Annotated in this window: 24 protein-coding genes, 1 tRNA gene and 1 pseudogene; 9 read left to right on the forward strand and 17 right to left on the reverse strand. The window is 65.5% G+C overall.

The genetic code is table 11. The features are described from left to right. Positions 1-33: 33 nt before the first annotated feature. A complete protein-coding gene (locus MU856_RS04475; protein WP_263588457.1) occupies positions 34-618 on the reverse strand; it encodes a prepilin peptidase in 585 nt (194 codons plus the stop codon). Here MU856_RS04475 and MU856_RS04480 point away from each other — a divergent pair. Both MU856_RS04480 and MU856_RS04485 read left to right on the forward strand, forming a co-directional pair. Next, a complete protein-coding gene (locus MU856_RS04480; protein WP_263588458.1) occupies positions 617-1,756 on the forward strand; it encodes an NAD(P)/FAD-dependent oxidoreductase in 1,140 nt (379 codons plus the stop codon). The genes MU856_RS04475 and MU856_RS04480 overlap by 2 nt on opposite strands. 84 nt (positions 1,757-1,840) lie before the next feature. Further along, complete coding sequence (locus tag MU856_RS04485) at positions 1,841-2,017, forward strand: YegP family protein (RefSeq protein ID WP_082657463.1); 177 nt, start codon at positions 1,841-1,843, stop codon at positions 2,015-2,017. 54 nt (positions 2,018-2,071) lie between these two features. Here MU856_RS04485 and dcd read toward each other — a convergent pair whose 3' ends face one another. The 4 genes from dcd to MU856_RS04505 are packed head-to-tail and all read right to left on the reverse strand — an operon-like array spanning position 2,072 to position 4,373. Then, complete coding sequence (dcd, locus tag MU856_RS04490) at positions 2,072-2,626, reverse strand: dCTP deaminase (RefSeq protein WP_058813255.1); 555 nt, start codon at positions 2,624-2,626, stop codon at positions 2,072-2,074. Between the two features lie 39 nt (positions 2,627-2,665). After that, positions 2,666-3,118, reverse strand: a complete 453-nt coding sequence (locus tag MU856_RS04495; RefSeq protein WP_263588953.1) for a cytidine deaminase — start codon at positions 3,116-3,118, stop codon at positions 2,666-2,668. After that, positions 3,118-3,879, reverse strand: a complete 762-nt coding sequence (locus MU856_RS04500; RefSeq protein ID WP_263588459.1) for a glycoside hydrolase family 25 protein — start codon at positions 3,877-3,879, stop codon at positions 3,118-3,120. Before MU856_RS04500 ends, MU856_RS04495 begins: the two co-directional genes overlap by 1 nt. Further along, positions 3,876-4,373 carry a UPF0262 family protein gene (locus MU856_RS04505; RefSeq protein ID WP_003044535.1) on the reverse strand — a complete coding sequence of 166 codons (498 nt, stop codon included), beginning with the start codon at positions 4,371-4,373 and terminating at the stop codon, positions 3,876-3,878. The genes MU856_RS04500 and MU856_RS04505 overlap by 4 nt, the downstream gene beginning before the upstream one ends. Positions 4,374-4,501: 128 nt before the next feature. On the opposite strand from MU856_RS04505, the gene MU856_RS04510 reads away from it, so the two are divergent. Continuing rightward, the gene (locus tag MU856_RS04510; RefSeq protein ID WP_058813253.1) at positions 4,502-6,013 is read left to right on the forward strand and encodes a replicative DNA helicase; all 1,512 of its coding nucleotides are present in this window, start codon (positions 4,502-4,504) and stop codon (positions 6,011-6,013) included. Positions 6,014-6,137: 124 nt separating this feature from the next. Here MU856_RS04510 and MU856_RS04515 read toward each other — a convergent pair whose 3' ends face one another. The 6 genes from MU856_RS04515 to astD all read right to left on the reverse strand — a co-directional run bounded on the left by MU856_RS04515 (position 6,138) and on the right by astD (position 11,703). Further along, positions 6,138-7,046: a phosphoadenylyl-sulfate reductase gene (locus MU856_RS04515; RefSeq protein WP_238929667.1), complete on the reverse strand. Its 909-nt coding sequence runs from the start codon at positions 7,044-7,046 to the stop codon at positions 6,138-6,140. Beyond that, a complete protein-coding gene (locus tag MU856_RS04520; RefSeq protein ID WP_263588460.1) occupies positions 7,039-7,461 on the reverse strand; it encodes a DUF934 domain-containing protein in 423 nt (140 codons plus the stop codon). The genes MU856_RS04515 and MU856_RS04520 overlap by 8 nt, the downstream gene beginning before the upstream one ends. Beyond that, on the reverse strand, positions 7,454-9,088 hold the full coding sequence (locus tag MU856_RS04525; RefSeq protein ID WP_263588461.1) for a nitrite/sulfite reductase: 1,635 nt from the start codon (positions 9,086-9,088) through the stop codon (positions 7,454-7,456). Before MU856_RS04525 ends, MU856_RS04520 begins: the two co-directional genes overlap by 8 nt. Position 9,089: 1 nt before the next feature. After that, a complete protein-coding gene (locus MU856_RS04530; RefSeq protein WP_062902239.1) occupies positions 9,090-9,386 on the reverse strand; it encodes a DUF2849 domain-containing protein in 297 nt (98 codons plus the stop codon). After that, positions 9,374-10,171: a uroporphyrinogen-III C-methyltransferase gene (gene cobA, locus MU856_RS04535; RefSeq protein WP_263588462.1), complete on the reverse strand. Its 798-nt coding sequence runs from the start codon at positions 10,169-10,171 to the stop codon at positions 9,374-9,376. Before cobA ends, MU856_RS04530 begins: the two co-directional genes overlap by 13 nt. An 86-nt stretch (positions 10,172-10,257) precedes the next feature. Next, positions 10,258-11,703: a succinylglutamate-semialdehyde dehydrogenase gene (gene astD / locus MU856_RS04540; RefSeq protein ID WP_217373302.1), complete on the reverse strand. Its 1,446-nt coding sequence runs from the start codon at positions 11,701-11,703 to the stop codon at positions 10,258-10,260. A 229-nt stretch (positions 11,704-11,932) separates the two neighbouring features. Here astD and MU856_RS04545 point away from each other — a divergent pair, with 229 nt between their 5' ends. From MU856_RS04545 to MU856_RS04555, 3 genes are all read left to right on the forward strand, one after another. After that, positions 11,933-12,823, forward strand: a complete 891-nt coding sequence (locus tag MU856_RS04545; RefSeq protein ID WP_263588463.1) for an alpha/beta fold hydrolase — start codon at positions 11,933-11,935, stop codon at positions 12,821-12,823. Then, positions 12,820-14,022, forward strand: coding sequence for a glycosyltransferase family 4 protein (locus tag MU856_RS04550; protein WP_263588464.1), 1,203 nt, complete (start codon positions 12,820-12,822; stop codon positions 14,020-14,022). The genes MU856_RS04545 and MU856_RS04550 overlap by 4 nt, the downstream gene beginning before the upstream one ends. A gap of 85 nt (positions 14,023-14,107) precedes the next feature. Continuing rightward, positions 14,108-15,511, forward strand: a complete 1,404-nt coding sequence (locus MU856_RS04555; protein WP_263588465.1) for an NAD(P)H-dependent flavin oxidoreductase — start codon at positions 14,108-14,110, stop codon at positions 15,509-15,511. A gap of 42 nt (positions 15,512-15,553) precedes the next feature. Here the strand turns inward: MU856_RS04555 and MU856_RS04560 are convergent, their stop codons facing one another. After that, the gene (locus MU856_RS04560) at positions 15,554-16,552 is read right to left on the reverse strand and encodes a 2-hydroxyacid dehydrogenase (RefSeq protein WP_062902244.1); all 999 of its coding nucleotides are present in this window, start codon (positions 16,550-16,552) and stop codon (positions 15,554-15,556) included. Between the two features lie 136 nt (positions 16,553-16,688). On the opposite strand from MU856_RS04560, the gene MU856_RS04565 reads away from it, so the two are divergent. Beyond that, positions 16,689-17,147 carry an SH3 domain-containing protein gene (locus MU856_RS04565; RefSeq protein WP_003044512.1) on the forward strand — a complete coding sequence of 153 codons (459 nt, stop codon included), beginning with the start codon at positions 16,689-16,691 and terminating at the stop codon, positions 17,145-17,147. 84 nt (positions 17,148-17,231) lie between these two features. On the opposite strand, the gene MU856_RS04570 is transcribed toward MU856_RS04565, so the two are convergent. Next, a complete protein-coding gene (locus tag MU856_RS04570; RefSeq protein ID WP_062902246.1) occupies positions 17,232-17,696 on the reverse strand; it encodes an RcnB family protein in 465 nt (154 codons plus the stop codon). Positions 17,697-17,974: 278 nt separating this feature from the next. Then, the gene (locus MU856_RS04575; protein WP_263588466.1) at positions 17,975-19,162 is read right to left on the reverse strand and encodes an acetyl-CoA C-acyltransferase; all 1,188 of its coding nucleotides are present in this window, start codon (positions 19,160-19,162) and stop codon (positions 17,975-17,977) included. Between the two features lie 166 nt (positions 19,163-19,328). On the opposite strand from MU856_RS04575, the gene MU856_RS04580 reads away from it, so the two are divergent. Next, on the forward strand, positions 19,329-20,783 hold the full coding sequence (locus MU856_RS04580) for a coniferyl aldehyde dehydrogenase (RefSeq protein ID WP_263588467.1): 1,455 nt from the start codon (positions 19,329-19,331) through the stop codon (positions 20,781-20,783). Positions 20,784-20,849: 66 nt separating this feature from the next. After that, positions 20,850-20,934: transfer RNA gene (locus MU856_RS04585), tRNA-Leu, on the forward strand. A gap of 576 nt (positions 20,935-21,510) precedes the next feature. Here MU856_RS04585 and MU856_RS04590 read toward each other — a convergent pair. From MU856_RS04590 to MU856_RS04600, 3 genes and pseudogenes are all read right to left on the reverse strand, one after another. After that, positions 21,511-22,584: pseudogene (locus MU856_RS04590) on the reverse strand (recombinase family protein); the annotation flags it as partial. A 382-nt stretch (positions 22,585-22,966) separates the two neighbouring features. After that, entirely contained in the window at positions 22,967-23,260 is a 294-nt protein-coding gene (locus MU856_RS04595) for a type II toxin-antitoxin system RelE/ParE family toxin (RefSeq protein ID WP_263588468.1), read from the reverse strand. Next, positions 23,257-23,526: a CopG family ribbon-helix-helix protein gene (locus MU856_RS04600; RefSeq protein WP_263588469.1), complete on the reverse strand. Its 270-nt coding sequence runs from the start codon at positions 23,524-23,526 to the stop codon at positions 23,257-23,259. The genes MU856_RS04595 and MU856_RS04600 overlap by 4 nt, the downstream gene beginning before the upstream one ends. Positions 23,527-23,543: the final 17 nt, after the last annotated feature.

The following is a 23,543-nucleotide window of genomic DNA, read 5'->3' on the forward strand; positions in this document are numbered from 1 at the left end:
TCCTACACCCACCGGACGCGGGGATGCTTGCCCTCAGGTCGATCCGATAAACTGAAACTGGTTAAGATAGTGTTGGTGAAGCGCCCAAAGGCCCCCGGCGGCGATCGCGAGCCCGTAGGGAACCTCTATCGCCTTGTCCGAAGGACGAATTTTGGACTGAATCAGCATCACAGCCGACAGGATTCCGCCCCCGATCGCCATGATGGTCAGCATGGGAAAGTACAAATAAAGTGGAATCCAGAGCATCACGGCGCCGATCATCTTCACATCACCGCCGCCCATCGCTCCCAGAGCGAAGAGACCGGCGAACACCGCGAAGACCGCAAAGGCGGCGCCGAACTGCATCGGCATGTCGGGCCAGAATGCCATGCCCGACACTATCCAGAAGGGGATAGCGAAGAGGGCGATGGTCGCATTGAGGCCGTTCGAGATAGTGCGCGAGCGCAGGTCGCTGACCGCCGCGGCGATCATCAACAAGGCGAGCAGCCCCATCAGGCCCAATGCGATGATTTTCTGGTCCATGCCGCCGCTGTAGCGACTATGGCTTATCAAATAGTAACCATGAGTGTGCGCCCGCCGGGTTGCATTCCGCGGGCCAGCGGATATGCGGCGTCGCATGTCCGACCCGCGCCCTTCCTCCACCGACGTGCTGATCGTCGGCGCGGGCATCGCCGGTGCAAGCGTCGCCGCCGCGCTGGCGCCGCACCGCCGCGTGCTGATGGTCGAGGCCGAGGAGGCGCCCGGCTATCATGCGACGGGCCGGTCGGCGGCCTTCTGGCACGAAAGCTATGGCGGCCCCGGCGTGCAACCGCTGTCCGCTGCGTCGTTCGATGCGCTGGCGCGGCCGGCAGCCGATTTTTCCGACAAGCCTTTCCTGACGCCGCGCACCGCACTGACCATCGGTCGCGGCGGCGCGGAGACCGCGGCGGTCGATGCCTTCGTTGCCGAATTTCGCGCCAAGGGGGTCGCGGTCGACCGCTTGGGCTTCGATGCGATGGCGGCGCTGATACCCGATCTGCGCCCCGAATGGACCGCCGCCGCCTATGAAGCGGCGTGCAGCGACATCGACGTCGGCGCGTTGCATGCGGCCTATCTGCGCGCGACGAAGCGCGGCGGCGCGGTGCTTGCAACGCGCGCGCGTTTCGACGGTGCGCGCCGGGTCACCGGCGGCTGGGAGGTGAGCGTCGGAGGGGAAACGCTGCGAACCGAGCTGATCGTCGATGCGGCGGGTGCGTGGGCCGATATGGTCGCTGCGCGCTGCGGGATCGCGCCGGTCGGCATCCAGCCCTATCGCCGGACGGTGGCGCAGCTTCGCCTGGACGTGCCCATCACCGCTGACTTGCCGCTGATCGTCCACGTCGGCGGCGACTTTTATTTCAAAGGCGCCGGAGAGGGGCGCGTCTGGCTGAGCCCGCACGACGAGACGCCGTCCGAGCCGTGCGATGCCGCGCCCGAAGAGTGGGACGTGGCGGTCGCGATCGAACGGATGCAGTCGGTGGTCGACTGGCCCGTCGCCGCGGTCGAGCGCAAATGGGCCGGGCTGCGCAGCTTCGCCCCCGATCGCCTGCCGGTCTTCGGCGCCGACCCGGCCGAGCCCGCTTTCATCTGGTGCGCGGGGCAGGGCGGTTTCGGCATCCAGACGTCGCCCGCGATCGGCGCACTGCTCGCCGCGCAGCTTGGCGCGCCGACGCCGGGCGGGGCGATCGGTGCGGTCGATATCGCCGCCTATGCGCCGGGCCGGTTCGGCGCACACTGACACTCGGCGCTTGCGCGCGCAAATCAGGGGTTTAGGATGCGGGAGCCGCGTCGCCCGTGGCGCGGCTGACCAGTGGAGGTACCCGTGGCCCATTATTTCGAGATCAAGAAGAACAAGGCCGGCGAGTTCGTCGCCTATTTCAAATATAACAGCGAAACGATCTTCTGGACCGAAGGCTATAGCAGCAAGGCATCGGCGAAGAACGCCATCGAGTCGATCAAGAAGAACGGCCCTGCCGCGGAAACCCGCGAAGCCGAATGATCCCGGCGGCGCGGGCGCACGCAGCGCCCGCGCCAGCTGGTACGCTCGAGCGATCTACAGCTTGGGCAGCGTCACGCCCTGTTGCCCCATATATTTGCCGGCGCGGTCGGCGTAGCTCGTCTCGCACGGCTCGTTCCCCTGCAGGAACAGGAACTGGCAGGCGCCTTCGTTGGCATAGATTTTGGCGGGCAGCGGGGTGGTGTTCGAAAACTCCAGCGTCACATGGCCCTCCCAACCGGGTTCGAGCGGGGTGACGTTGACGATGATGCCGCAGCGCGCATAGGTCGATTTGCCAAGGCAGATGACGAGGATGTCGCGGGGGATGCGGAAATATTCGACCGTCCGGGCGAGCGCGAAGCTGTTCGGCGGAATGATGCAAACGTCGGTTTCGCGGTCGACGAAGCTGTTCGCGGCAAAATCCTTGGGGTCGACGACCGCGCTGTCGACATTGGTGAAAATCTTGAATTCGGGCGCGACGCGCGCATCATAGCCGTAGGACGAGAGGCCGTAGCTGATGCAGCCGTCACGCCGCTGCGCCTCCACGAAGGGTTCGATCATGCCCTGCGTCCGGGCGGCTTCGCGAATCCATTTATCGGAAAGAATGCTCATGCCGCTGTCTTGTCGGTCCTCGGCGGCTTGCGCAAGCGGTCAGTCGGGGATCATCCCCAGATCCTTCGGCCCGAAGGCGGCGGGGAGCAGTTCGCTCAGGCGATAGGTGGCGACCGCGCTGCCGTCGCCCGAAGCGCAGTGGACGAGGATGTCGGTTTTCGAACGTTCGGCGGCTTCGTTCAGTATCTGGCGGCAGCGGCCGCAGGGGTTGACCGGATCGCTGCCGATCAGCGCATCGCCCTTGGGACGCCCGCCGATGATGGCGACCTCGGCAAGTTCGCCGATCCAGCCTTCGTTGGCGATCTTGGCGATTGCGGTGGTTTCGGCGCAGAGCGTCAGACCGTAGCTCGCGTTTTCGACATTGGCACCGGTCACGACATCGCCGTTTTTCAACAGCAGCGCGGCGCCGACATGAAAGCCCGAATAGGGGGCATAGGCGCGGCTCGCGGCGTCGCGCGCGGCATCGATCAGGGCATCGCGGGTGTCGGTCATCATTCCTGTCCTTCGGGTCGCAGCACGTTCCAGCCCACCGTTCCGCCGGCGCCGGTCAGCCGGACATAGTCGTTCGCCTGCCACATCGCCCAAGGGTGGGCGCCATAATCGGGTTCGAAAAAGTCGCGGCGCAGCCAGGTGGTGCGCGCAATTCCAGCGGTGACGCGATAATCGGCCTCGAAGGCGGGGCCGGGCGCGATCACGCTGCGCTTGCCGGTATGTGCCTCGATCTGCGCGAGGAAGGTCGCAAGTTCGCTGAGCAGCAGCGCGCGCGTCGGCCGGTCGGGGCAGCGGTCGTCATAGTCGAGCCATACCACCGGCGGCAGCGCATCGGCGCGGCGCGCGACGTGGCGGATGAAATTGGCCGCCTGGTCGGTTGCCAGCCTGCACAGGCTGTAGCGATGAATCGCGCCCACCTGCACCCCGACGACGCGCGCCTGCGCGGCGTTGCGGGCATATTGCGGATCGATGCCGTCGGCGCCGTCGGTCGCCATGACATAGGCGAAATCGGCGCCCGCCGCCTTGATCGAGCCCCAATGGACCTTGCCATTGTCTGCGGAGATGGTGACGCCCTGAATCGGATAGAGCGCGCGGTCGGGCGTCCAGCGCGCCGCCCACCACAGCGCGAGACCGGCGAGCAGCAGGATCAGGACGAGTCCGCCGCCGATCCGGCGCGCCAGCCGGGCGGAGCGTGCCCGCCAGTCGGACAGGCCTTTCGTTGCGGTTTTGCCCTTTGTTTTTACCCCCGCGCGCATCGTCATCCCTTGATGTGAAGCACACAGATCAGCGTGAAGAGACGGCGCGCGGTGTCGAAATCGACCGCGATCTTGCCATCGAGCCGGTCCATCAGCATTTCGGCGGCCTCGTTGTGCAGCGCGCGGCGCGCCATGTCGACGGTCTCGATCTGCTGCGCGGTAGAGGTCTTGATTGCCTGATAATAGCTGTCGCAGATCGCGAAATAGTCGCGGATCGGACGGCGGAAGCGCCCGAGGCCCAGGATTACCGCTTCGAGCGGCGAGCCGTCCTCGCGGCTGATCTCGAAGATCAGGCGGCCGTCCTCGACGCGGAGCATCAGGCGATAGGGGCCGGCATAGCCATCGGGGTGGCCGCGCTGCGGCACGAACTTGTTGTCCTCGATCAGATCGAAGATTGCGACGCGCCGCTCCTGTTCGACATCGGGGTTGCGCCAGACGATCGAGCCCTCGTCGAGCTCTACCGAGATGATGCGCTGTTTCGATGGGTCGGCGTCGGTCATGCTGTCCGTGCTTCTACTTGGCCGGGCGCGAAGGGCAAGGGCGACTTATTCACAGCATTCCACAGTTATGATAGGTTGATCGATATCGTCGATTGCGCCCGCCGCGCCTTCGACGCATGAAAGCTGCCATGCCCGAGCTTGCCCTTTTTCCTGCCCCGGTCCCCGCCGGGGACGAACGCCAATTGCCCCGCAATATCGAGGCCGAGGCCGCCTTTCTGGGCGCGATCCTGATCGATAACCGAGTCGTCGAGGATTTGCCCGTGCAATTGACTGCGGCGCATTTCTTCGAACCGCTGCATGGCCGCATCTTTGGGCAGGCAATGGCGCTGATCGAGCGCAACAGCATTGCGACGCCGGTGACGCTGAAGCCCTTCTTCGAAAATGACGAAGCGATAAAAGCGGTCGGCGGGGTCGGCTATCTGGCGCAACTGACCGGCAGCGGCGCGGGCCTGATCGGTGCGCGCGACTTCGCGCGGCAGATTTTCGACCTCGCGCTGCTGCGCGAACTGGTCGGCGTCGGGCGGGGATTGGTCGAGGGCGCGCTCGACACGAGCGAAAGCGTCGACCCGCATGCGCAGATCGAGGAAGCCGAAACCGCGCTCTATCGCGTCGCGGGCGGCGAGGCCGAAATGGGGTCGGTCAAGAGCTTCAGCACCGCGAGCCTCACCGCCTTGCAGGCCGCCGAGCGCGCGCTCAATTCGGGCGGCCATCTGTCGGGGATCACGACGGGTATCGGCAGCATGAACGCCAAGATCGGCGGCATGCACAATTCGGACTTGATGATCCTCGCCGGGCGTCCGGGGATGGGCAAGACCTCGCTTGCGACCAATATCGCCTATAATGCCGCCGAACGCTGGCGGCGCGACGAGGAGGACGGGATTCCGCCCGAAAAGAATATGGGCGCCAAGGTTGCCTTCTTCAGCCTCGAAATGTCCGCTGACCAGCTCGCGACGCGTGTGCTGGCCGAACAGTCCGGGGTGTCGGGCGAGGCGCTGCGCATGGGCAAGATCAGCAAGGAGCAGTTCCAGCAATTGTCGCGCGCCGCGCAGGCGCTGCAGACGCTGCCGCTGTTCATCGACGATACGCCTGGCCTGACGATCGCCAGCCTGCGCACCCGCGCGCGCCGCCTGCAGCGCCGCCACGGCATCGGCTTCATCATCGTCGACTATTTGCAGCTGCTGCAGGGCTCGTCGAAGAGCGGCGACAATCGCGTGCAGGAAATTTCGGAAATTTCACGCGGATTGAAAACGCTGGCGAAAGAGCTTCACGTTCCGGTGATGGCGCTGTCGCAGCTCAGCCGCCAGGTCGAAAGCCGCGAGGACAAAAGGCCGCAGCTTTCCGACCTTCGCGAATCGGGATCGATCGAGCAGGACGCCGACATGGTGCTCTTCGTGTTCCGCGAGGATTATTATGTCGCCGCGCGCGAGCCCAAACGCCCGGTCGAGGGCGACGATATCAAGATCCACGCGGCGCATGAGGAATGGGCCGCCGAGATGGAGCGTGTTTTTGGCCTCGCCGAGGTGATCGTCGCCAAATCGCGTCACGGCTCGACCGGCAAGATTCGCCTGCACTTCGAGGCGAAGACGACGAAGTTCAGCGATCTGGCGGACGACAGCCAGGCCTATGCGGATTATGAGTAGATAGCCGCGCCCAGTGTCCCTGCGAAGGCCGGGGCCCATCACGAGGTTTTGCAATCAAAAGCCTGCGTCTGGCGAAGGGGCAGGAGATGGGCCCCTGCCTTCGCAGGGGCACGCGGATCTGTTCTCAGAACGCCGGGTCGTTCGCCGGATTATCGTCGATCGGCGTCACCGCTTCGTGGATGCCGCATTCGGTCTTGTCCCAGCCGCGCCAGCGGCCCGCGCGCGGGTCTTCGCCCGGTTTGACCTTCGAGGTGCAGGGCGAGCAGCCGATCGAGGGATAGCCCTCGGCCTCGAGCGGATGGCGCGGCAGATCGTGCTCGGCGAAATAATCGTCGAGCATTTCGCGCGTCCAGTTGGCGAGCGGGTTGAATTTCAGGCGGCCGGTGTTGCCGTCGAGCTCGAAGCGCGGCAGGCCGGTGCGCGTCGACGACTGGAAGCCCTTGCGGCCGGTGATCGACGTGTCGAAATCGGCGAGCGCCTTTTCGAGCGGCTTGACCTTGCGGATTTCGCAGCAGCCGTCGGGATCATACGACCAGCGCAGTTCGGTCGCGTCCTTTTCGGCGAGTTCGGCGGCATCGGGCGTGAGATTGACGAGATTGAGGCCGAGCCGTGCGGCAAGTTCGTCGCGATAGGCCAGCGTTTCGGGAAAATGCTTGCCCGTGTCGAGGAACAGCACCGGCATGTCGGGCGCGACGCGCGTCACGAGATGGAGCAGCACCGCGCTTTCGGCGCCGAAGCTCGACACGATCGCAGTGTCGCCGAGCAGCCCCGCGCCGATCACGCTTGCAACCGCCTCGCCCGCGTCCTGGCCGCGGAACAGGTTGTTGAGACGGATGACATCGGCCTGCGTGAAACGCGGCGCGACGTCGATCCGGTCGCGGGTGCGATCCGCGCGCCCTTCTTGCCGTTCGTCCTGAGGAGCCGTTGAGCTTGTCGAAACGGCGTCTCGAAGGGCTTCGCCCGGTGCTTCGAGACGGGCCTTCGACGAGCTCAGTCCCTCCTCAGCACGAACGGATTTCCTGAAATCAGCCATGCCTCAGCTTCCAGATCGGCACCGCCGCGTCGGTGGCGTCCTGATAGACGAGGGCGTAACGGTTCAGCGCCGCCTCGACATCGGCGGGGTTGAGCGCATGCTGCGAGGAGAAGCTGTCGAAACCGCAGCGCCGCATGAAGAAGAGGAGGTCGATCAGCACATCGCCCTCGGCGCGCAGTTCGCCCGTGTAGCCCGCTTCGCGCAGGATGCGCGCGCTCGAAAAGCCGCGCCCGTCGCGAAAGCGCGGGAAGGAAATTTCGATGAGTTGCAGGCGGTCGAAATAGGGGATGAGGCGCCGCGCATCCTCGCCCGCCTCGAGCCGCACCGCGGTCGCGTCGGGCTGTTCGAGGAAGGCGTCGAGCGTGACCGCGGGTTCTTCGTGCGGCTGGTCGTCGCGATAACGGAAATTAGCCATAGATGGCCTCCTTGAAAGGGTCGAGACCGACGCGGCGATAGGTGTCGAGAAAGCGTTCGCCGGGCTCGCGCAGTTCGCGATAGCGTTCGACGGTGCGTTCGACGGCATCGACGATGCCCGCTTCGTCGAAGCCGGGGCCGGTGATCTTCGCCTGCGACGTGTCCTCGGCGCCCGAGCCGCCGAGGAGGAGCTGGTAATTTTCGGTGCCCTTGCGATCGACGCCAAGGATGCCGATCTGCCCCGCGTGGTGATGACCGCAGGCGTTGATGCAGCCAGAGATCTTGATCTTGAGCTCGCCGATATCGAGCTGGCGTTCCATATTCGCGAAACGCTCGGCAATCTTTTGCGCGACCGGGATCGAGCGCGCATTGGCGAGGGTGCAATAATCGAGACCGGGGCAGGCGATGATATCGGTGACGAGGTCGAGATTGACGTTCGCGAGCCCCGCGGCGTCGAGCGCCTGCCATAGCGCGTAGAGATCGGCCTTGCGGACATGCGGCAGGACGAGATTCTGCGCGTGCGTCGCGCGAATCTCGTCGAAGCTGTAACGTTCGGCAAGGTCGGCGACGAGTTCCATCTGCTCGGCCGAAATGTCGCCGGGGATGCCGCCGACCGGCTTCAGACTGATGTTGGCGATCGCATAGCCCGGTGCCTTGTGCGCCACGACCTGGCGGTAGACCCATAGCGCGAAGTCGGGATCGCTGCGGTCGATGTCGTCGGACAGGCCCGCCTCGAACGGCGGCGGCGTGAAATAGGCCGCGATGCGGTCATACTCGGCCTGGGGGAAATCGGTGCCGAGCGCGAGGAAGGTCTGGAACTCCTCCTCGACCTGGCGGCGGAATTCCTCTTCGCCGAGCTCGTGGACGAGGATCTTCATCCGCTGTTTGTGGATATTGTCGCGCCGCGCGTGGAGGTTCCACACGCGCAGGATCGCCTGGAGATAGGAGAATATCTGGGCTGCGGGCAGGAAATCGCGGATCTTGTAAGCGATGAATGGGGTGCGCCCCATGCCGCCACCGGCATAGACCTCGAACCCTTCCTCGCCCGCTTCGTTGCGCACGATGCGCAGCGCGCAGTCGTGCCAGCGCAGCGCCGCGCGATCCTCCGCCGCCGAGATCACCGCGATCTTGAACTTGCGCGGCAGATAGCTGAATTCGGGGTGGAAGGTCGTCGCCTGACGGATCAGTTCGGCCCATGGGCGCGGATCGCAGATCTCGTCGGCGGCGGCGCCGGCATATTGGTCGGCGGAGATGTTGCGGATGCTTTCGCCGCTGGTCTGGATCGCATGCATCTCCACCGACGCCAGTTCGGCGAGGATGTCGGGCGCCTCTTCCAGCTTGATCCAGTTATACTGGATATTCTGGCGGGTGGTGAAATGACCGTAGCCGCGGTCATATGTGCGCGCGATATGCGCGAGCTTGCGCATCTGCCGCGAATTGAAGGTGCCATAGGGAATGGCGACGCGCAGCATATAGGCGTGGAGCTGGAGATAGAGGCCGTTCTTCAGCCGCAGCGGCTTGAACTGGTCGTCATTGATGTCGCCCGCGAGGCGGCGGCGCACCTGGTCGCGGAACTCCTCGACGCGCGCATCGACCATCGCCTGGTCATATTGGTCATATTGATACATGTCAGATCACCCAGTCGCCGGCCGTCGGATCGGCGGGTTTCAATGTCAGGTCGGGGCGCACGGTCGGGCCGAGCGCGCGGATGCGGTCCTTGATATGCGCGGGGCGCGGACCCTCGGCGGTCTGCTCCGCATCGACGATATAGCCGCCGTTGACGCGGCGCGCGCCATCCTCGGCCGCGAGCACCGCCTCGCCATGTTCGCCGACGTCGGCCGCATCCTCGACATGGAGCGACCAATCGCGGCCGGTCCACCAGATGACGGCACCCGATTTCAGGTCGTTTCCGGTCAAGATTCGCATGCAATATCCTTCAGAGCATTGGCGACGCCCGGGGCGCCGAGGCAGTCGAGCGCGTCGGCGCGCGCCGCGACCTTGCCGACGATGATCAGTGCCGGGCTTTGCACCGCCTCGCGCGCGACGAGGTCGCCGAGATCGGCGAGCAGGGTGCGCAGCACGCGCGCCTCGGCCGTGGTGCCGCGTTCGATCACCGCGACAGGCAGGCCGGGCGAGACCCCGTCGGCGATCAGCTTGTCGGCGATCGCATGCGCCGTCGCGAGGCCCATGTAGATGACGAGAGTGCGGCCATGTCCCGCGAGCCCCGACCAGTCCTGATCGGTCAGATCCTTGCACTGGCCCGCAACGAAGCTGACCGCGCTCGCATCCTCGCGGTGGGTGAGGGGGACGCCCGCCTGCGCGGCGCAGCCCGCGGCCGCGGTGATGCCGGGAACGACCTCGACCGCGATGCCCGCCGCGCGCGCGGCGTCAAGCTCTTCGCCGCCGCGGCCGAAGATGAAGGGATCGCCGCCCTTCAGCCGCACGACCTGTTTTCCGGCGAGCGTCTCGCGCACGATCAGCGCGTTGATCAGTTCCTGCTTCATCGTGTGACGGCTGCGCTGCTTGGCGACGCTGATCCGTTCGACATGCGGCGGGATCAGCGCGAGCACGCCCGCCCCGACCAGCCCGTCATGAACGACAAGGTCGGCGCTTGCCAGCAGTCGCGCGGCGCGCAGCGTCAGCAGGTCGGGATCGCCAGGCCCGGCACCGACGAGCCACAGCTTGCCTGCCAAAGAAGGTTGCTTTTCCATGCGACCCTAAATGGTCGGCGGGCGCCGGAATCGCAAAACAGGCTTTGTTGGCGAGGGTGAAGCTAAAATTGCCCCGGATCTGGCGGTCAGAGATATTTCTTCGTCACCAGCTTCGGCGTGTCGTCGTCGCGCAGGCCGACCCCGATCGAAGCGCGCAGCGCGTCGCTTTCGGAGCTGGCGACCGGATAGGCGCAATAGTCGGCGGCGTAAAAGGCGCTCGGCCGATGGTTGCCCGACAGGCCGACGCCGCCAAAGGGCGCGGCCGAGGAGGCGCCGTTGGTCGGGCGGTTCCAGTTGATGACGCCGGCGCGGGCATTCGCCCAGAATTGGTCGTAAAGCTGCGGTGTCCCACCGATCAGCGCCGCCGAGAGGCCGAAGGCGGTGTTGTTCGCCTCGGCAATCGCGGCTTCGAAACTGTCGACGCGGATCACCTGCAGCAGGGGGCCGAACAGCTCGATATCGGGGCGTTCGGGCATCGCGGTGACGTCGATGATGCCGGGGGTGAGGAAGGGGCGGTTTGCATCGGGCCGCGTCATGTGGCGGATCACCTGGCCGCCGTTTGACATCAGGATCAGAAAGCTTTCGGTCAGGCCGTCGGCGGCCTCGTTATCGATTACCGGCCCCATATAGGGCGCAGGGTCGGCGTGGGGATGACCGACGATCAGCCGTCCCGAGAGCGTCTTGACCTCGGCGAGCAGTTGGTCGGCCAGATCCTGTTTGACGATCAGCCGCCGGGCATTGCTGCACCGCTGGCCCGCGCTCAGGAAGGCGGACTGGACAACGATCGTTGCCGCGGTCGCGATGTCGGCGGTGTCCCAGACGACGATCGGATTGTTGCCACCCATTTCGAGCGCGACGATCTTCCCCGGCTGTTCGGCGAACTGGCGGTTGATCGCGACCCCGGTCCGCGCCGACCCGGTGAACAGCAATCCGTCGATGCCGGGATGCGCGGCCAGCGCCTTGCCCGCGTCGGGTCCGCCGATGACGAGCCGCACGACTTCTTCGGGAACGCCGGCGCCGTGGAGCAGTTCGACAAGTCGCGCGCCAACCGCAGGGGTTTTTTCCGACGGTTTGAACAGCACCGAATTGCCGGCGATCAACGCTGGCACGATATGGCCGTTCGGCAGATGCGCAGGGAAATTATAGGGGCCAAGGACGGCAAGCGCGCCATGCGGCTTGTGGCGCACCGCGTTGCGCAGCCCCATCGCGCCTTCGATCCGGCGGTTGGGGGTGCGTTCGGCATAGGCCTTGATCGAGATATCGACCTTGTTCGCGACCGATTCGACCTCGGTCCGGGCTTCCCACAAGGGTTTGCCGGTCTCGCGCGCAATCAGATCGGCGAGCTGTTCGCCATCGGCCTTCACCCGGTCGGCAAAGCGGCGCAGCGTTTCGGTGCGGAAGGTGACGGGCTTCGCGGCCCAGGCGGGCCAGGCGGCGCGCGCGGTTGCAACTTCGGCGTCGATGTCACTGATACGGCCGCGCCATAATTCGGCGCCGGTTGCCGGCTCGAAGGACAGAAGGTCTTCGCTCATCCCCGTTCCCCCGTCGATTTGGGCGCGCAAAGGCGCCAGTGCGCTCGATCATTGGGGGGCGGCAAAAGCATTGTCGCCCTCTTATCTGCGAAAGCGTACGGCGGCAACCGCGATAGGCCCCGCAACAGCGAAAGCGGGCCGATTGTCACGGGCGCGACAGGGTGACTTGCACCGGCGCGCGCGGTTCGCGATAGAGGCGGATAGTATCGGCTTAAGGGGACGGGCAATTTTGGCGCGACAGGATGCACAGCGCGAATGGAGCGATCATTTTTGGTGGTCGGGCGACGGCGTTCGCCTGCACGCGCGCATCTATGACGGACCCCCGACCGCGGCGGAGGCGCCGCCGATCCTGTGTATGCCCGGCTTGGCGCGCAACGCCCGCGATTTCGAGGCGCTGGCACCGCATATGGCGGCGCAGCGGCGCGTGATTGTGATCGAGTTCCGCGGGCGAGGCGAGAGCGCCTATGCCAAGGATCCGATGACCTATGTCCCGCTGACCTATGTCCAGGATGTCGTCGCGTTGATCGACGAGCTGGCGATCGCGCGCTTCGCGACGGTCGGCACGTCGCTCGGCGGGCTGGTGTCGATGTTCCTTGCCGCCAGCCTGCCGGGTCGTCTCGTCGGCGCCGTACTCAACGACGTCGGCCCTGAACTCGAGGTGGCAGGGCTCGATCGCATCCGCGACTATATCGGAGCCGGCGGCAGCCAGCCGACGTGGATGCACGCGGCGCGCGCCTATGCCGAGCTCAACGCCGCGGTTTATCCGGACTATGACATTCACGACTGGCTGCGCATTACCAAGCGCACCCACCGGCTGACCCCCGAAGGACGCATAGTCACCGATTACGACAAGCAGATTGCGGCGCCGCTGCGCCTTGCCGGCGATCAAGAGGGTATCGACCTGTGGCCCGCCTATCGCGCGCTCGGCGCTGCACCGGTGCTGATCCTGCGCGGCGCGCTGTCGGACATTCTCGCTGGAACGGCTGCCGCAAAAATGCAGGCCACGCTGCCCCATGCGACGCTGGTCGAGGTTCCGGGCGTCGGTCATGCGCCGACGATGGACGAGCCCGCGGCGCGCGCGGCGATCGACGCCTGGATCGCGGCGCTTCCCGCCGCGTGACCGAAGTCGGCGCGATCGAGGAGCGGGAGCATCCGGTGCGCATCCTTCACCTTCACTCGAGCTTTTCGCTCGGCGGCAAGGAGGCGCGGTCGGTTCGCCTGATGAACCTGATGGGCGACCGGGCGCAGCACACGATCCTGTCGGCGGTCCCCGATGCGCTCGGCGCGCGCGATGCGATCGATCCGGGGATCGACGTCAGCTTTCCAACCGATGCGCCGCCGCTCGCCGGGCGGCCGTCGCTGGCGCGTTTCCGCGATCTTGCGACCTATATCTACCGCTTCGACCTGGCGCTCAGCTATAATTGGGGCGCGATGGACGGGGTGATGGCGCACCGGCTCTACTGGCATCGCTGGTGGTATCAGATGCCGCCATGCCTGATTCATCACGAGGATGGGTTCAACGAGGACGAAAGCGTCCGGCGCAACTGGAAGCGCAACCTCTATCGCCGCTATGCGCTGCGTACTGCCGCGGGCGTCGTCGTTCCCTCGACACTGCTCGCCGGGATCGCGGCGGACGAGTGGAAACTGCCGCCCGATCGCATCCATCTGATCCGCAACGGGATCGACGTTGCCGCCTATGCCGCCGCGCCATCGGTGCCGATCCCGGGCTTCGTCCGCAGGCCGGGCGAGGTGGTGATCGGGACGGTGGCGGGGCTGCGCAAGGTCAAGGATCTGCCCCGCCTCGTGCGTGCGCTTGCGGCGCTGCCGCCGCATGTGCGGCTGGTAATCGTCGGGGAGGGGCCAGAGCGCGCTGCGATCGCCGACGAGGCGGCGGCGTGCGGCATGACCGACCGGCTGGTGCTTGCGGGGTTCATGCCCGAACCGGCGCGCTGGATCGGCCATTTCGACCTGCTCGCGCTCTCGTCGCGGAGCGAACAGGCGCCGATTGCGGTGATCGAGGCGATGGCGGCGGGGCTGCCCGTCGTCAGCCCGGCGGTCGGCGACGTGGCGGCGATGGCGGGCGAGGCGAACCGCCCGTTCATTGCGGCGGACGAGGCGGGTTTTCGCGCCGCGCTGGCGCGCCTTACGAGCGATGCCGCGCTGCGCGGAGCAATCGGCGCGGAGAATCGGCGCGTCGCTGCCGAGCGCTTCGCCGAATCCGGGATGGTCGCGGGCTATCAAAGCCTCTATGCTCGCGCGCTGGAAGGATATGACGTTTTTACGGGGCGTTTCCTGGGGTCGGACCCCGCCTTCGATTGACAAAGGCGGTCCGGTTCCGCTTACGGAAGAGGCAAATGGGGGCTGGCGCGCGGCTGCGCAGCCGGCGGAGAGAAAGAGGTTTATAGTGTTCAAAGGTTTGAAGCCCATCCTTTACGGCGGACGCGAAGTCTGGCCGCTGGTCGAGGGCGGGAAGGGCGTGTCGGCGACCAACCATATGTCGAGCGGCGCGTGGGCCGCGGCCGGCGGGATCGGTACCGTTTCGGCGGTCAACGCCGACAGCTACGACGCCGAAGGCAAGATCGTGCCGCAGGTCTATCGCGCCGCGACGCGCCGCGAGCGGCACGAGGAGCTGGTCCGCTACGCCATCGACGGCGCGGTCGAACAGGTGAAGCGCGCTTATGACCTCGCCAGCGGCAAGGGTGCGATCAACATCAACGTCCTGTGGGAAATGGGCGGAGCGCAGCAGGTATTGGAAGGCGTGCTCGAACGCACCAAGGGGCTGATCACCGGCGTCACCTGCGGCGCGGGGATGCCGTACAAGCTCAGCGAAATCGCGGCGCGGCACAATGTCCATTATCTGCCGATCATCTCGTCGGCGCGTGCGTTTCGCGCGCTCTGGAAGCGCGCCTATCACAAGGTCGCGCATCTCATGGCGGCGGTCGTCTATGAAGATCCGTGGCTCGCCGGCGGGCACAACGGCCTGTCGAACGCCGAAGATCCGCTGAAGCCCGAAGATCCCTATCCGCGCGTCAAGGCGCTGCGCGACACGATGCGCGCCGAGGGGATTTCGGACGAAGTGCCGATCGTGATGGCGGGCGGCGTCTGGTATCTGCGCGACTGGAACGACTGGATCGACAATCCCGAATTGGGCTCGATCGCCTTTCAATATGGCACGCGGCCGCTACTGACGCAGGAAAGCCCGATCCCGCAGGAGTGGAAGGACCGGCTGCGCACGCTCGACGAGGGCGATGTGTTGCTCCACCGCTTCTCGCCCACAGGCTTTTATTCGAGCGCGGTGCGCAATCCATTCCTCCGCGATCTCGAAGCGCGGTCGGAGCGGCAGATTCCCTATTCGAAGCAGGAAGCGGGCGACCATGTCGCGCAGCTCGACGTCGGCGTGAAGGGGCGCAATTTCTGGGTGACCCCGCACGACCGCGACCGCGCGCGCGACTGGGTGGCCGAAGGCTATACCACCGCGCTCAAGACGCCCGACAATACGGTCGTCTTCGTCACCGAAGAGGACAAGGCCGTGATCCGCAAGGATCAGGCCGATTGCATGGGCTGCCTGTCGCACTGCGGCTTTTCGGCGTGGAAGGACCATGACGATTATTCGACCGGCTATCTCGCCGATCCGCGCAGCTTCTGCATCCAGAAAACGCTGCAGGACATCGCGCACGGCGGCGACGTCGACCAGAATCTGATGTTCGCGGGCCACGCCGCGTTCAACTTCAAGACCGATCCCTTTTATTCCAACAACTTCACCCCGACGGTGAAGGAACTGGTCGACCGGATTCTGACGGGGGATTGATGGTCCCCGTCGCCCCCGCGCAGGAGGGAGGCGACGGGTCCTCTAAGCCCACCCCTCCAGCACCTGATCGGGCGGCCGGTGCCCGTCGCACCAGGCACGGATATTGGCGATGACCTTTTCGCCCGACGCCTCGCGGCCCTCGATCGTCGCCGAGCCGAGGTGGGGTAGCAGCACGACATTGTCGAGCGCGAGCAGGTCCGGATCGACCGCAGGTTCGTGCGTATAGACGTCGAGCCCCGCGCCCGCGATGCGGCCGGTCTTGAGCGCCGCGATCAGCGCCTTTTCGTCGACGATCTCGCCGCGCGCGGTGTTGATCAGATAGGCAGTCGGCTTCATCGCACCGATACGCGCCGCGCTGACCATCTCATGGGTTTCGGCGGTGTGCGGACAGTGGATCGTGACCACGTCGCTGATCCGCAGCAGCGTGTCGACGCTCGCATGATAGCTCGCGCCCAGTTCCTCTTCGATCGTTTCGGGCAGGCGGCGGCGGTTGTGATAGTGGATCGACAGGCCGAAGGCGCGGGCGCGCCGCGCGACGGCAAGGCCGATACGACCCATGCCGACGATGCCGAGCAATTTGCCGCCGACGCGGTGGCCCAGCATCGCGCTCGGCGCCCAGCCCTGCCATTTGCCCGAGCGCATCAGCTTTTCGCCCTCGGCCAGCCGGCGCGGGACCGACAGGATCAGCGCCATGGTCATGTCGGCGGTGTCCTCGGTAAATACGCCGGGGGTGTTGGCGACCATGATGCCCTTCGCGCGCGCCGCGGCGAGGTCGATATGATCGACCCCGGCCCCGAAATTGGCGATCAGCTTGAGCCGGTCGCCCGCGGCGCCGATGATCTCGGCGTCGATCTCGTCGGTCACGGTGGGCACCAGCACGTCGCAGTCGGCGACCGCAGCCTTGAGTTCGTTCTTGGTAAAGGCGTGATCGTGTGCCGACAGGGCGACGTCGAACAATTCGGCCATGCGCGCCTCGACCGCCGGCATCAACTGGCGGGTGACGATGACGCGCGGGCGTTTGGGGCGGGATGAATCGGGCATGGCGCCGATAGAGCGCGGCGGCGCGTGGGGGTCAAGAGGGCCAAGCGTGCGCTGACGCGAAAGCCGCTGTGGACGAACGGGGCGAAGGCTGCGGCGAACGGTTGAAAAGCGCCCCCGATTTTGACAAGGCAGGCGAATGACCAGCCGCACGATATTCGCCCTCCTGACGCTGGCCGTGGCGACCGGACCCGCCGCGGCGCAAAGCGATCCCGAACTGCCCTATTGGGCGTCGATCAGCGTCGACGAGGCGCGGATGCGCAAGGGGCCGTCGCCCGATGTGCCCGTGGTGTGGGAATATCGGCGCAAGGATCTGCCCGTTAAAGTGGTCGCGCGCCACGATATCTGGCGCAAGATCGAGGATCCCGACGGGACGCAGGGGTGGATGGCGGCGCGGCTGCTCAGCCGCACGCGCACCGCGATCGTCACCGGCGGCATCCGTCCGATGCGCGAAAAGCCCGACGCGGCCGCGGCGATCGCCTTTCGCGCCGAGGCCGGTGTGGTCGGCCGCATCACCGACTGCAAGGACGGCTGGTGCTTGTTCAACGTGAAGGGCCGCAAGGGCTGGATCGAAACCGACCACATATGGGGCGATTGATCACCCGCAACGCATGACCCCCGCAACGCATGACAAAGGGGCCGGCAGTCGCCTGCCGGCCCCTTCTCTCGTCACCATTGGTATTTAGCGCCAGCGGAAGTGGTTATAATAGACGCGAACCACCTTGCCCGTGCGCACATTGACCAGCAACAGGTCGTTATAGTGGCGGACATAGGCCAGGTTGCGGCCCGCCTTCGGGACGCCCCAGCGCGCATCATAGTTCAGGCGATAGGTCGGGGCGTAATAGGTCGAACGCAGCGAATTGCCGACCGCGAAGCGGTGATAGCTGAACGGCGCACGCCAGTTCTGGTAGCGATTGTCGCGGCGCCAGTCGCGCTTGTCCTCGCGATATTCGCGCTTCGCGTCGCGCACGTCGCGGTGAGCATCGCGCACATCATGGCGATCGCCATAGCGCTTCGCCTGGTTGAGGTCGCGCTGTTCCTGGCGAATATCCTGGCGATCGCGGGCGAGCTCGCGCGTCTGGGCCTGCGCCACGGCGGGGACCATCATCGCGGCGATCAGGCCGGCGGTGAGAATTTTGCTCTTCATAATGCCATTCCTTGTCTTGCCGTCAGGGGGAGGGGATCTGCCCGATGACAGGGAAAGGATTAGGCGAGTCGATTTGAACGGAGCCAGAATGCCGCGTTTATTTTGAGGACATTAGTGTCGCAAAGTGTCGCGCGGGTTGAAAATGGCCGCGGCGCGACCGTCGCCATGCGTCGTCATTGCGAGCGGCGGAGCCGCGCGGCAATCCAGAGCTGGCATAAACCGCTCTGGATTGCTTCACCCGGCTTTCGCCGGGTTCGCAATGACAGCATGGAGCTGGCTTAAACCAGCTCGACCGCGACCGCGGTGGCTTCGCCGCCGCCGATGCACAGGCTGGCGATGCCGCGCTTCTTGCCGTGGCGCTGAAGCGCGGCGATCAGCGTGGTGATGATGCGCGTGCCGCTGGCGCCGATCGGATGGCCGAGCGCGGTCGCGCCGCCGTGGACGTTGATCTTGTCGTGCGAAATGCCAAGGTCGTGCATCGCGAACATCGCGACGCAGGCGAAGGCTTCGTTGACTTCGAACAGGTCTACGTCGCCGATCGACCAGCCGGCCTTCGCCAGCACCTTGTTGATCGCGCCGACGGGAGCGACCGTGAAATCCTTGGGTTCCTGTGCGTGCGCGGCATGCGCGACGAGCTTGGCGACCGGCTTCTTGCCCTTCGCTTCGGCGACCGACTGGCGCGTCAGCACGACCGCGGCGGCGCCGTCGGAGATCGACGAACTTGTCGCCGCGGTGATCGTGCCGTCCTTGGCGAAGGCAGGACGCAGCGTCGGGATCTTGTCGGGGTTCCCCTTGCCGGGCTGTTCGTCGGTGTCGACGACAACCTCGCCCTTGCGGGTGGTCAGCGTGACTGGCGTGATTTCGGCGGCGAAGGCGCCGTCGGCGATCGCTGCCTGGGCGCGCTTCAGCGATTCGATCGAATAATCGTCCTGCGCCTGGCGGCTGAGCTGATAGGCGTCGGCGGTGTCCTGTGCGAAAGTGCCCATGGCGCGGCCGGCGTCATACGCGTCCTCCAGCCCGTCGAGGAACATATGGTCATAGGCGGTGTCATGGCCGATGCGCGCGCCCGAACGATGCTTCTTGAGCAGATAGGGGGCGTTGGTCATCGACTCCATGCCTCCTGCAACGACGAGGTCGATGCTGCCTGCGGCAAGGGCTTCGGCGCCCATGATGACGGTCTGCATGCCCGAACCGCAAACCTTGTTCACGGTGGTCGCCTGCACCGACTTGGGCAGGCCCGCCTTGATCGCCGCCTGACGTGCCGGCGCCTGGCCGAGCCCGGCGGGCAGCACGCAGCCCATATAGATGCGTTCGACATCGTCGCCGGAAACGCCCGCGCGCTCGACCGCCGCCTTCACCGCGGTCGCGCCGAGATCGGTCGCGCTCGCGTCCGACAACACGCCCTGCATGCCGCCCATCGGGGTGCGGGCATAGGAGAGGAAAACGACGGGATCGGTGGCGGTCATGGCAAAAGACTCCGTAGGGGAAAGGTCATCGGTGGCCCGATTAGCGCCTTTGCTGCACTTGCGAAAGGGGGTGGGGTAGGGGGATCGCCCTAAACAATGCGCGTTTCAACTTGAAACCCGCTGCAGAGCGTGGTCAAACAGGCGCAATCATATGGGGAGACGGGTCATGGCCACCGCCATCAAGGAAGATATCGCCAGCGAAACCGAGCGGATGCGGCGCGTGCTCGAAACGCAGCGGGCCAGCTTTACCGCCGCGATGCCCGAAAGCCTGTCGGTCCGCACCGACCGCATCGACCGCGCGATCGCGCTGCTGGTCGATCATGCCGAGGATTTCGCCAAGGCGGTGAGCGAGGATTTCGGCCATCGCAGCCGCGAACAGACGTTGATGACCGACATCATGCCGTCGGTCAGCGCCCTCAAGCATGCCAAGAAGCATATGGCGGCCTGGTCGCGCGGCGAAAAGCGCAAGCCCACCTTTCCGCTCGGCCTGCTCGGCGCGAAAGCCGAAGTCGTCTATCAGCCGAAGGGGGTCGTTGGCGTCGTGGCGCCGTGGAATTTCCCAGTCGGCATGGTCTTCGTGCCGATGGCGGGGATATTGGCGGCGGGCAACCGCGCGATGATCAAGCCGAGCGAGTTTACCGAGAATGTCTCCGACCTGATGGCGCGCCTCGTCCCCGACTATTTTGACGAGAGCGAAATGGCGGTGTTCACGGGCGGGGCCGACGTTGGCGTCGCTTTCTCGAAGCTGGCTTTCGACCATCTGATCTTCACCGGGGCGACCAGCGTCGGCAAGCATATCATGCGCGCGGCGGCGGATAATCTCGTGCCCGTGACGCTCGAACTGGGTGGCAAGTCGCCGACGTTCATCGGACGCAGCGCGAACAAGGATCTTGTTGGGCAGCGCGTCGCGCTCGGCAAGATGATGAATGCGGGGCAGATCTGCCTGGCGCCCGACTATCTGCTCGTCGCCGAGGATCAGGAGGACGAGGTGATCGACAGCGTGAGCAAGGGCGTCGCGTCGCTCTATCCCACGCTGCTCAAGAATGATGACTATACGTCGGTCGTCAACGGCCGCAATTTCGACCGCCTGCAGGGCTATCTGGCCGACGCGCGCGAAAAGGGCGCCGAGGTGATCGAGGTCAATCCCGCGAACGAGGATTTCGCGAGCGCCAACGGCCACAAGATGCCGCTTCATATCGTGCGCGGCGCGACCGACGATATGAAGGTGATGCAGGAGGAAATCTTCGGCCCGATCCTGCCGGTCAAGACCTACAAGACGATCGACGAGGCGATCGATTATGTGAATGCGCATGATCGTCCGCTCGGCCTTTATTATTTCGGGCAGGACAAGAGCGAGGAGGACCGCGTGCTGACGCGGACGATTTCGGGCGGCGTCACGGTCAACGACGTGCTGTTTCATAATGCGATGGAAGACCTGCCCTTCGGTGGGGTCGGGCCGTCGGGAATGGGCAATTATCACGGCGTCGACGGCTTCCGCACCTTCAGCCACGCGCGCGCCGTTTATCGCCAGCCCAAGCTCGACGTCGCCGGGCTCGCCGGCTTCAAGCCGCCCTATGGCAAAGCGACCGCCAAGACGCTGGCGAAGGAATTGAAGAAATAGCTTGGCAAGCGGCGGCGCTTCGCCCTAGGGGGAGCGCCGCGCTTTCGGGCGATGCGCCCGTGGCAGGCCCCTGTGGTGAAATTGGTAGACGCGCTCGACTCAAAATCGAGTTCCGCAAGGAGTGCTGGTTCGAGTCCGGCCAGGGGCACCATTTCGGTCCGAAAGGACGAGTCCCTAGCACCGCCGCCTCTACGCCAGAGGCGGCGGTGAGGGTTCGCAGCAATTCGGTGCGCGTGCCGCGGATGCGGACGTCCGTTTTGCTGACCACTTCTACCCGCTGCGCGACGGCCCGAACATAGTTCCGCGCGTAGGAGCCGTCGCCGTGCCGGAGCTTGCTCTTTGCTACCCGCGCAAAGGTTTGCAGGCTCTCAGCCGTTATCTCCGGGTTGATACGCTCGATATGCGCCACAGCCCGGTCGGCATCGCCCCTGGCCTGATCGCGGATCGCGGTCAGCTCGGCGATCCGGGCCTTGAGCGACGGGTCGGCCATGTTGACCAGTCCATTCTCGATCGCCTCGTAGAGCCGGGCGAGCTTCGTGTCTGCCTCCGTCGCGCGACGTTCCATGTCGGCAACGTGCAGCCGGCGCTCGGTCACCCAGTCGTCCCGCCGGGCGATCATATGGTCCATCATGACAGCGAGACGATCCGGATCGAGCAGCCGCGTTTCGAGATGCTCGACCACGGCCGCGTTCAGTTGGTCCATCGGCAGCGTGACGCCGGAGCATCCCGTCTTGCCCTTCACTGCCTTGGTCGCACAGGTATAGTAGCGATACTCTCGGCCGCTCCGGCTGGTGCCGGTGCGCAGCGTCATCGAGCCGCCGCAGCAGGCGCAAAAGCAGATGCCCGTCAGCAGCGTCGATCCGCCCACCGCGCGTGGCGCCATCATCTTCGGGCTGCGCGCCTTGAGCGAGCGCTGCACCGCCTCGAACTCCGCAACCGTGACGATCGGCGGCACTTCCATGATGGCGTGCTCCTCCGCCGGTTTGGCGCGGCCCTTCTTGACATCGTAGGTGTTGAAACGGTGCTGACCGATATAGGTGGTGCGCGTCAGCACCTGATGGACCATGCCTTTGCCCCAGCGCCCGCCATAGCGGGTGCGGATATTGTTCTCGTTCAGCCAGCAGGCGATCGCCATCACGCCGACCGGTCCGCGCTTGTCAGGCCCTTCCAGCGCAAGCCGGAAAATCCGCCGCACCGTCTCGGCATGGATCGGATCGACCTCCAGCTTCTTCTTGATCTTCGCGCCGCGCTGTTCGGCCTCGACCACTCGATAGCCGATTGGTGGCCGAGCGCCGTTCCAGAAGCCCTGTCGGGCGTTCTCGTTCATCGCGCGCAGCGTATGCTTGGCGGTCTCCTTCGACTGATATTCGTCGAACAGCGTCATGATCCGGCGCATCATCTCGCTCGCCGGATCGTCGCCGAGCACCTGCGTGATCGAGACGACCCTCACGCCGTTCTTCGCCAGCTTGCGCAGGTAGAACTCGAACTGGAACTGATCGCGGAAAAAGCGCGAGAAGCTGTGGACGATGATCGTGTCGAACGCCGGCGGCTTCTCCAGCCCAGCGTCGATCATCGCCTGAAAGGCGGGACGGCGATCGTCGGTGCCCGACACGCCGGGTTCGACGAACTCGGCCGCGACCTCCCAGCCTTGCGAGAGGCAATACGCCTCAAGCTGGCGGCGCTGGTCGGGGATCGACAGATCATGGTCCGCCTGGCGCGGGGTCGAGACGCGCAGGTAGAGCGCAGCGCGCGCCGTCGCCACGACCGGCGCCTCCGCTTGTTCAAGGACGGCACTGGTCATGACACGATGCTCCTCAATTCACGGCAAGGGACCGAACAGCGCGTCCAGTTCCTCGCGCAGATGGCCCTCAAGGACGCGCAGCTCGGCGTCGCCGATCGGCACTTGCTCGGGCCAGTCGTCGGTGACGACGATCTGACTGTTCTTTGCGTTGGCAGCCCGCGCGGACGGGCGCCGTTCCTGTTGCGGCTGCATATAGTCGTGCAGATCGTCGAGACCTTCCGACCATCCGCGCGGCGTGCGGAAACGGCGTTTGCGAGACAGGGCCATCCATAGAAGCTGACGGTCGGCGGCAGGCGGCGCAAATGGCTTATCGCAGCGTAGCGCAGATAGGGGCGAACTGCGGCGTGCTGCGCCGTAGCGCTGTTGTCGGTCGGCGCGATCATCACTCGTCCGACTCGAAGCTGCGGTTCTCGCGGCAATGCCAAAGCCGCAGGATGAAGATCGTCGCGTCGGCGATCTCGTAGCGCAGCTCGTAATTGCCGACGATGATCCGCCGGACCTCGCGCGGCGCATAGGCGTCCAGCTTCTCGCCGATCCGCGGATAGTCGAGCAGCCGATCCGGCGCACGGGCGAGCTGCTGCACCACGCGAGCCGCCGCCTCGGGGGCGACCGGGCGCAGATGCTCGTGCAACCGCACGAGATCGGAGGATGCCTTGCCGGTCCATTTGATCCTCATGCCACGGGCGGCGGCAAGGGTTTGTCCGTGCCGAGGCTATCCGCCCATGCCTGAATGGCCTGGTGGTCGATGACGCGCCCGGCGTCCACATCTTCCAAGGCTTCGAGCGTCATGCGGTGACGCTCCTCCTCCTGATCGACCCAAGCGGCGAGCGCTTGCTTCATCACCCAACCGCGCGAGCGTTCGAGCCGGGCCGCCATCGCTTCAACCTTCTCCACAAGGGCAATCGGAACGTGCGCCGTCAGTACCTTGGTGTCCGTAGCCATGTTACCAAGCCTCTATC

Source organism: Sphingopyxis sp. GC21, assembly GCF_025727575.1.
Lineage (GTDB): Bacteria > Pseudomonadota > Alphaproteobacteria > Sphingomonadales > Sphingomonadaceae > Sphingopyxis > Sphingopyxis terrae_A.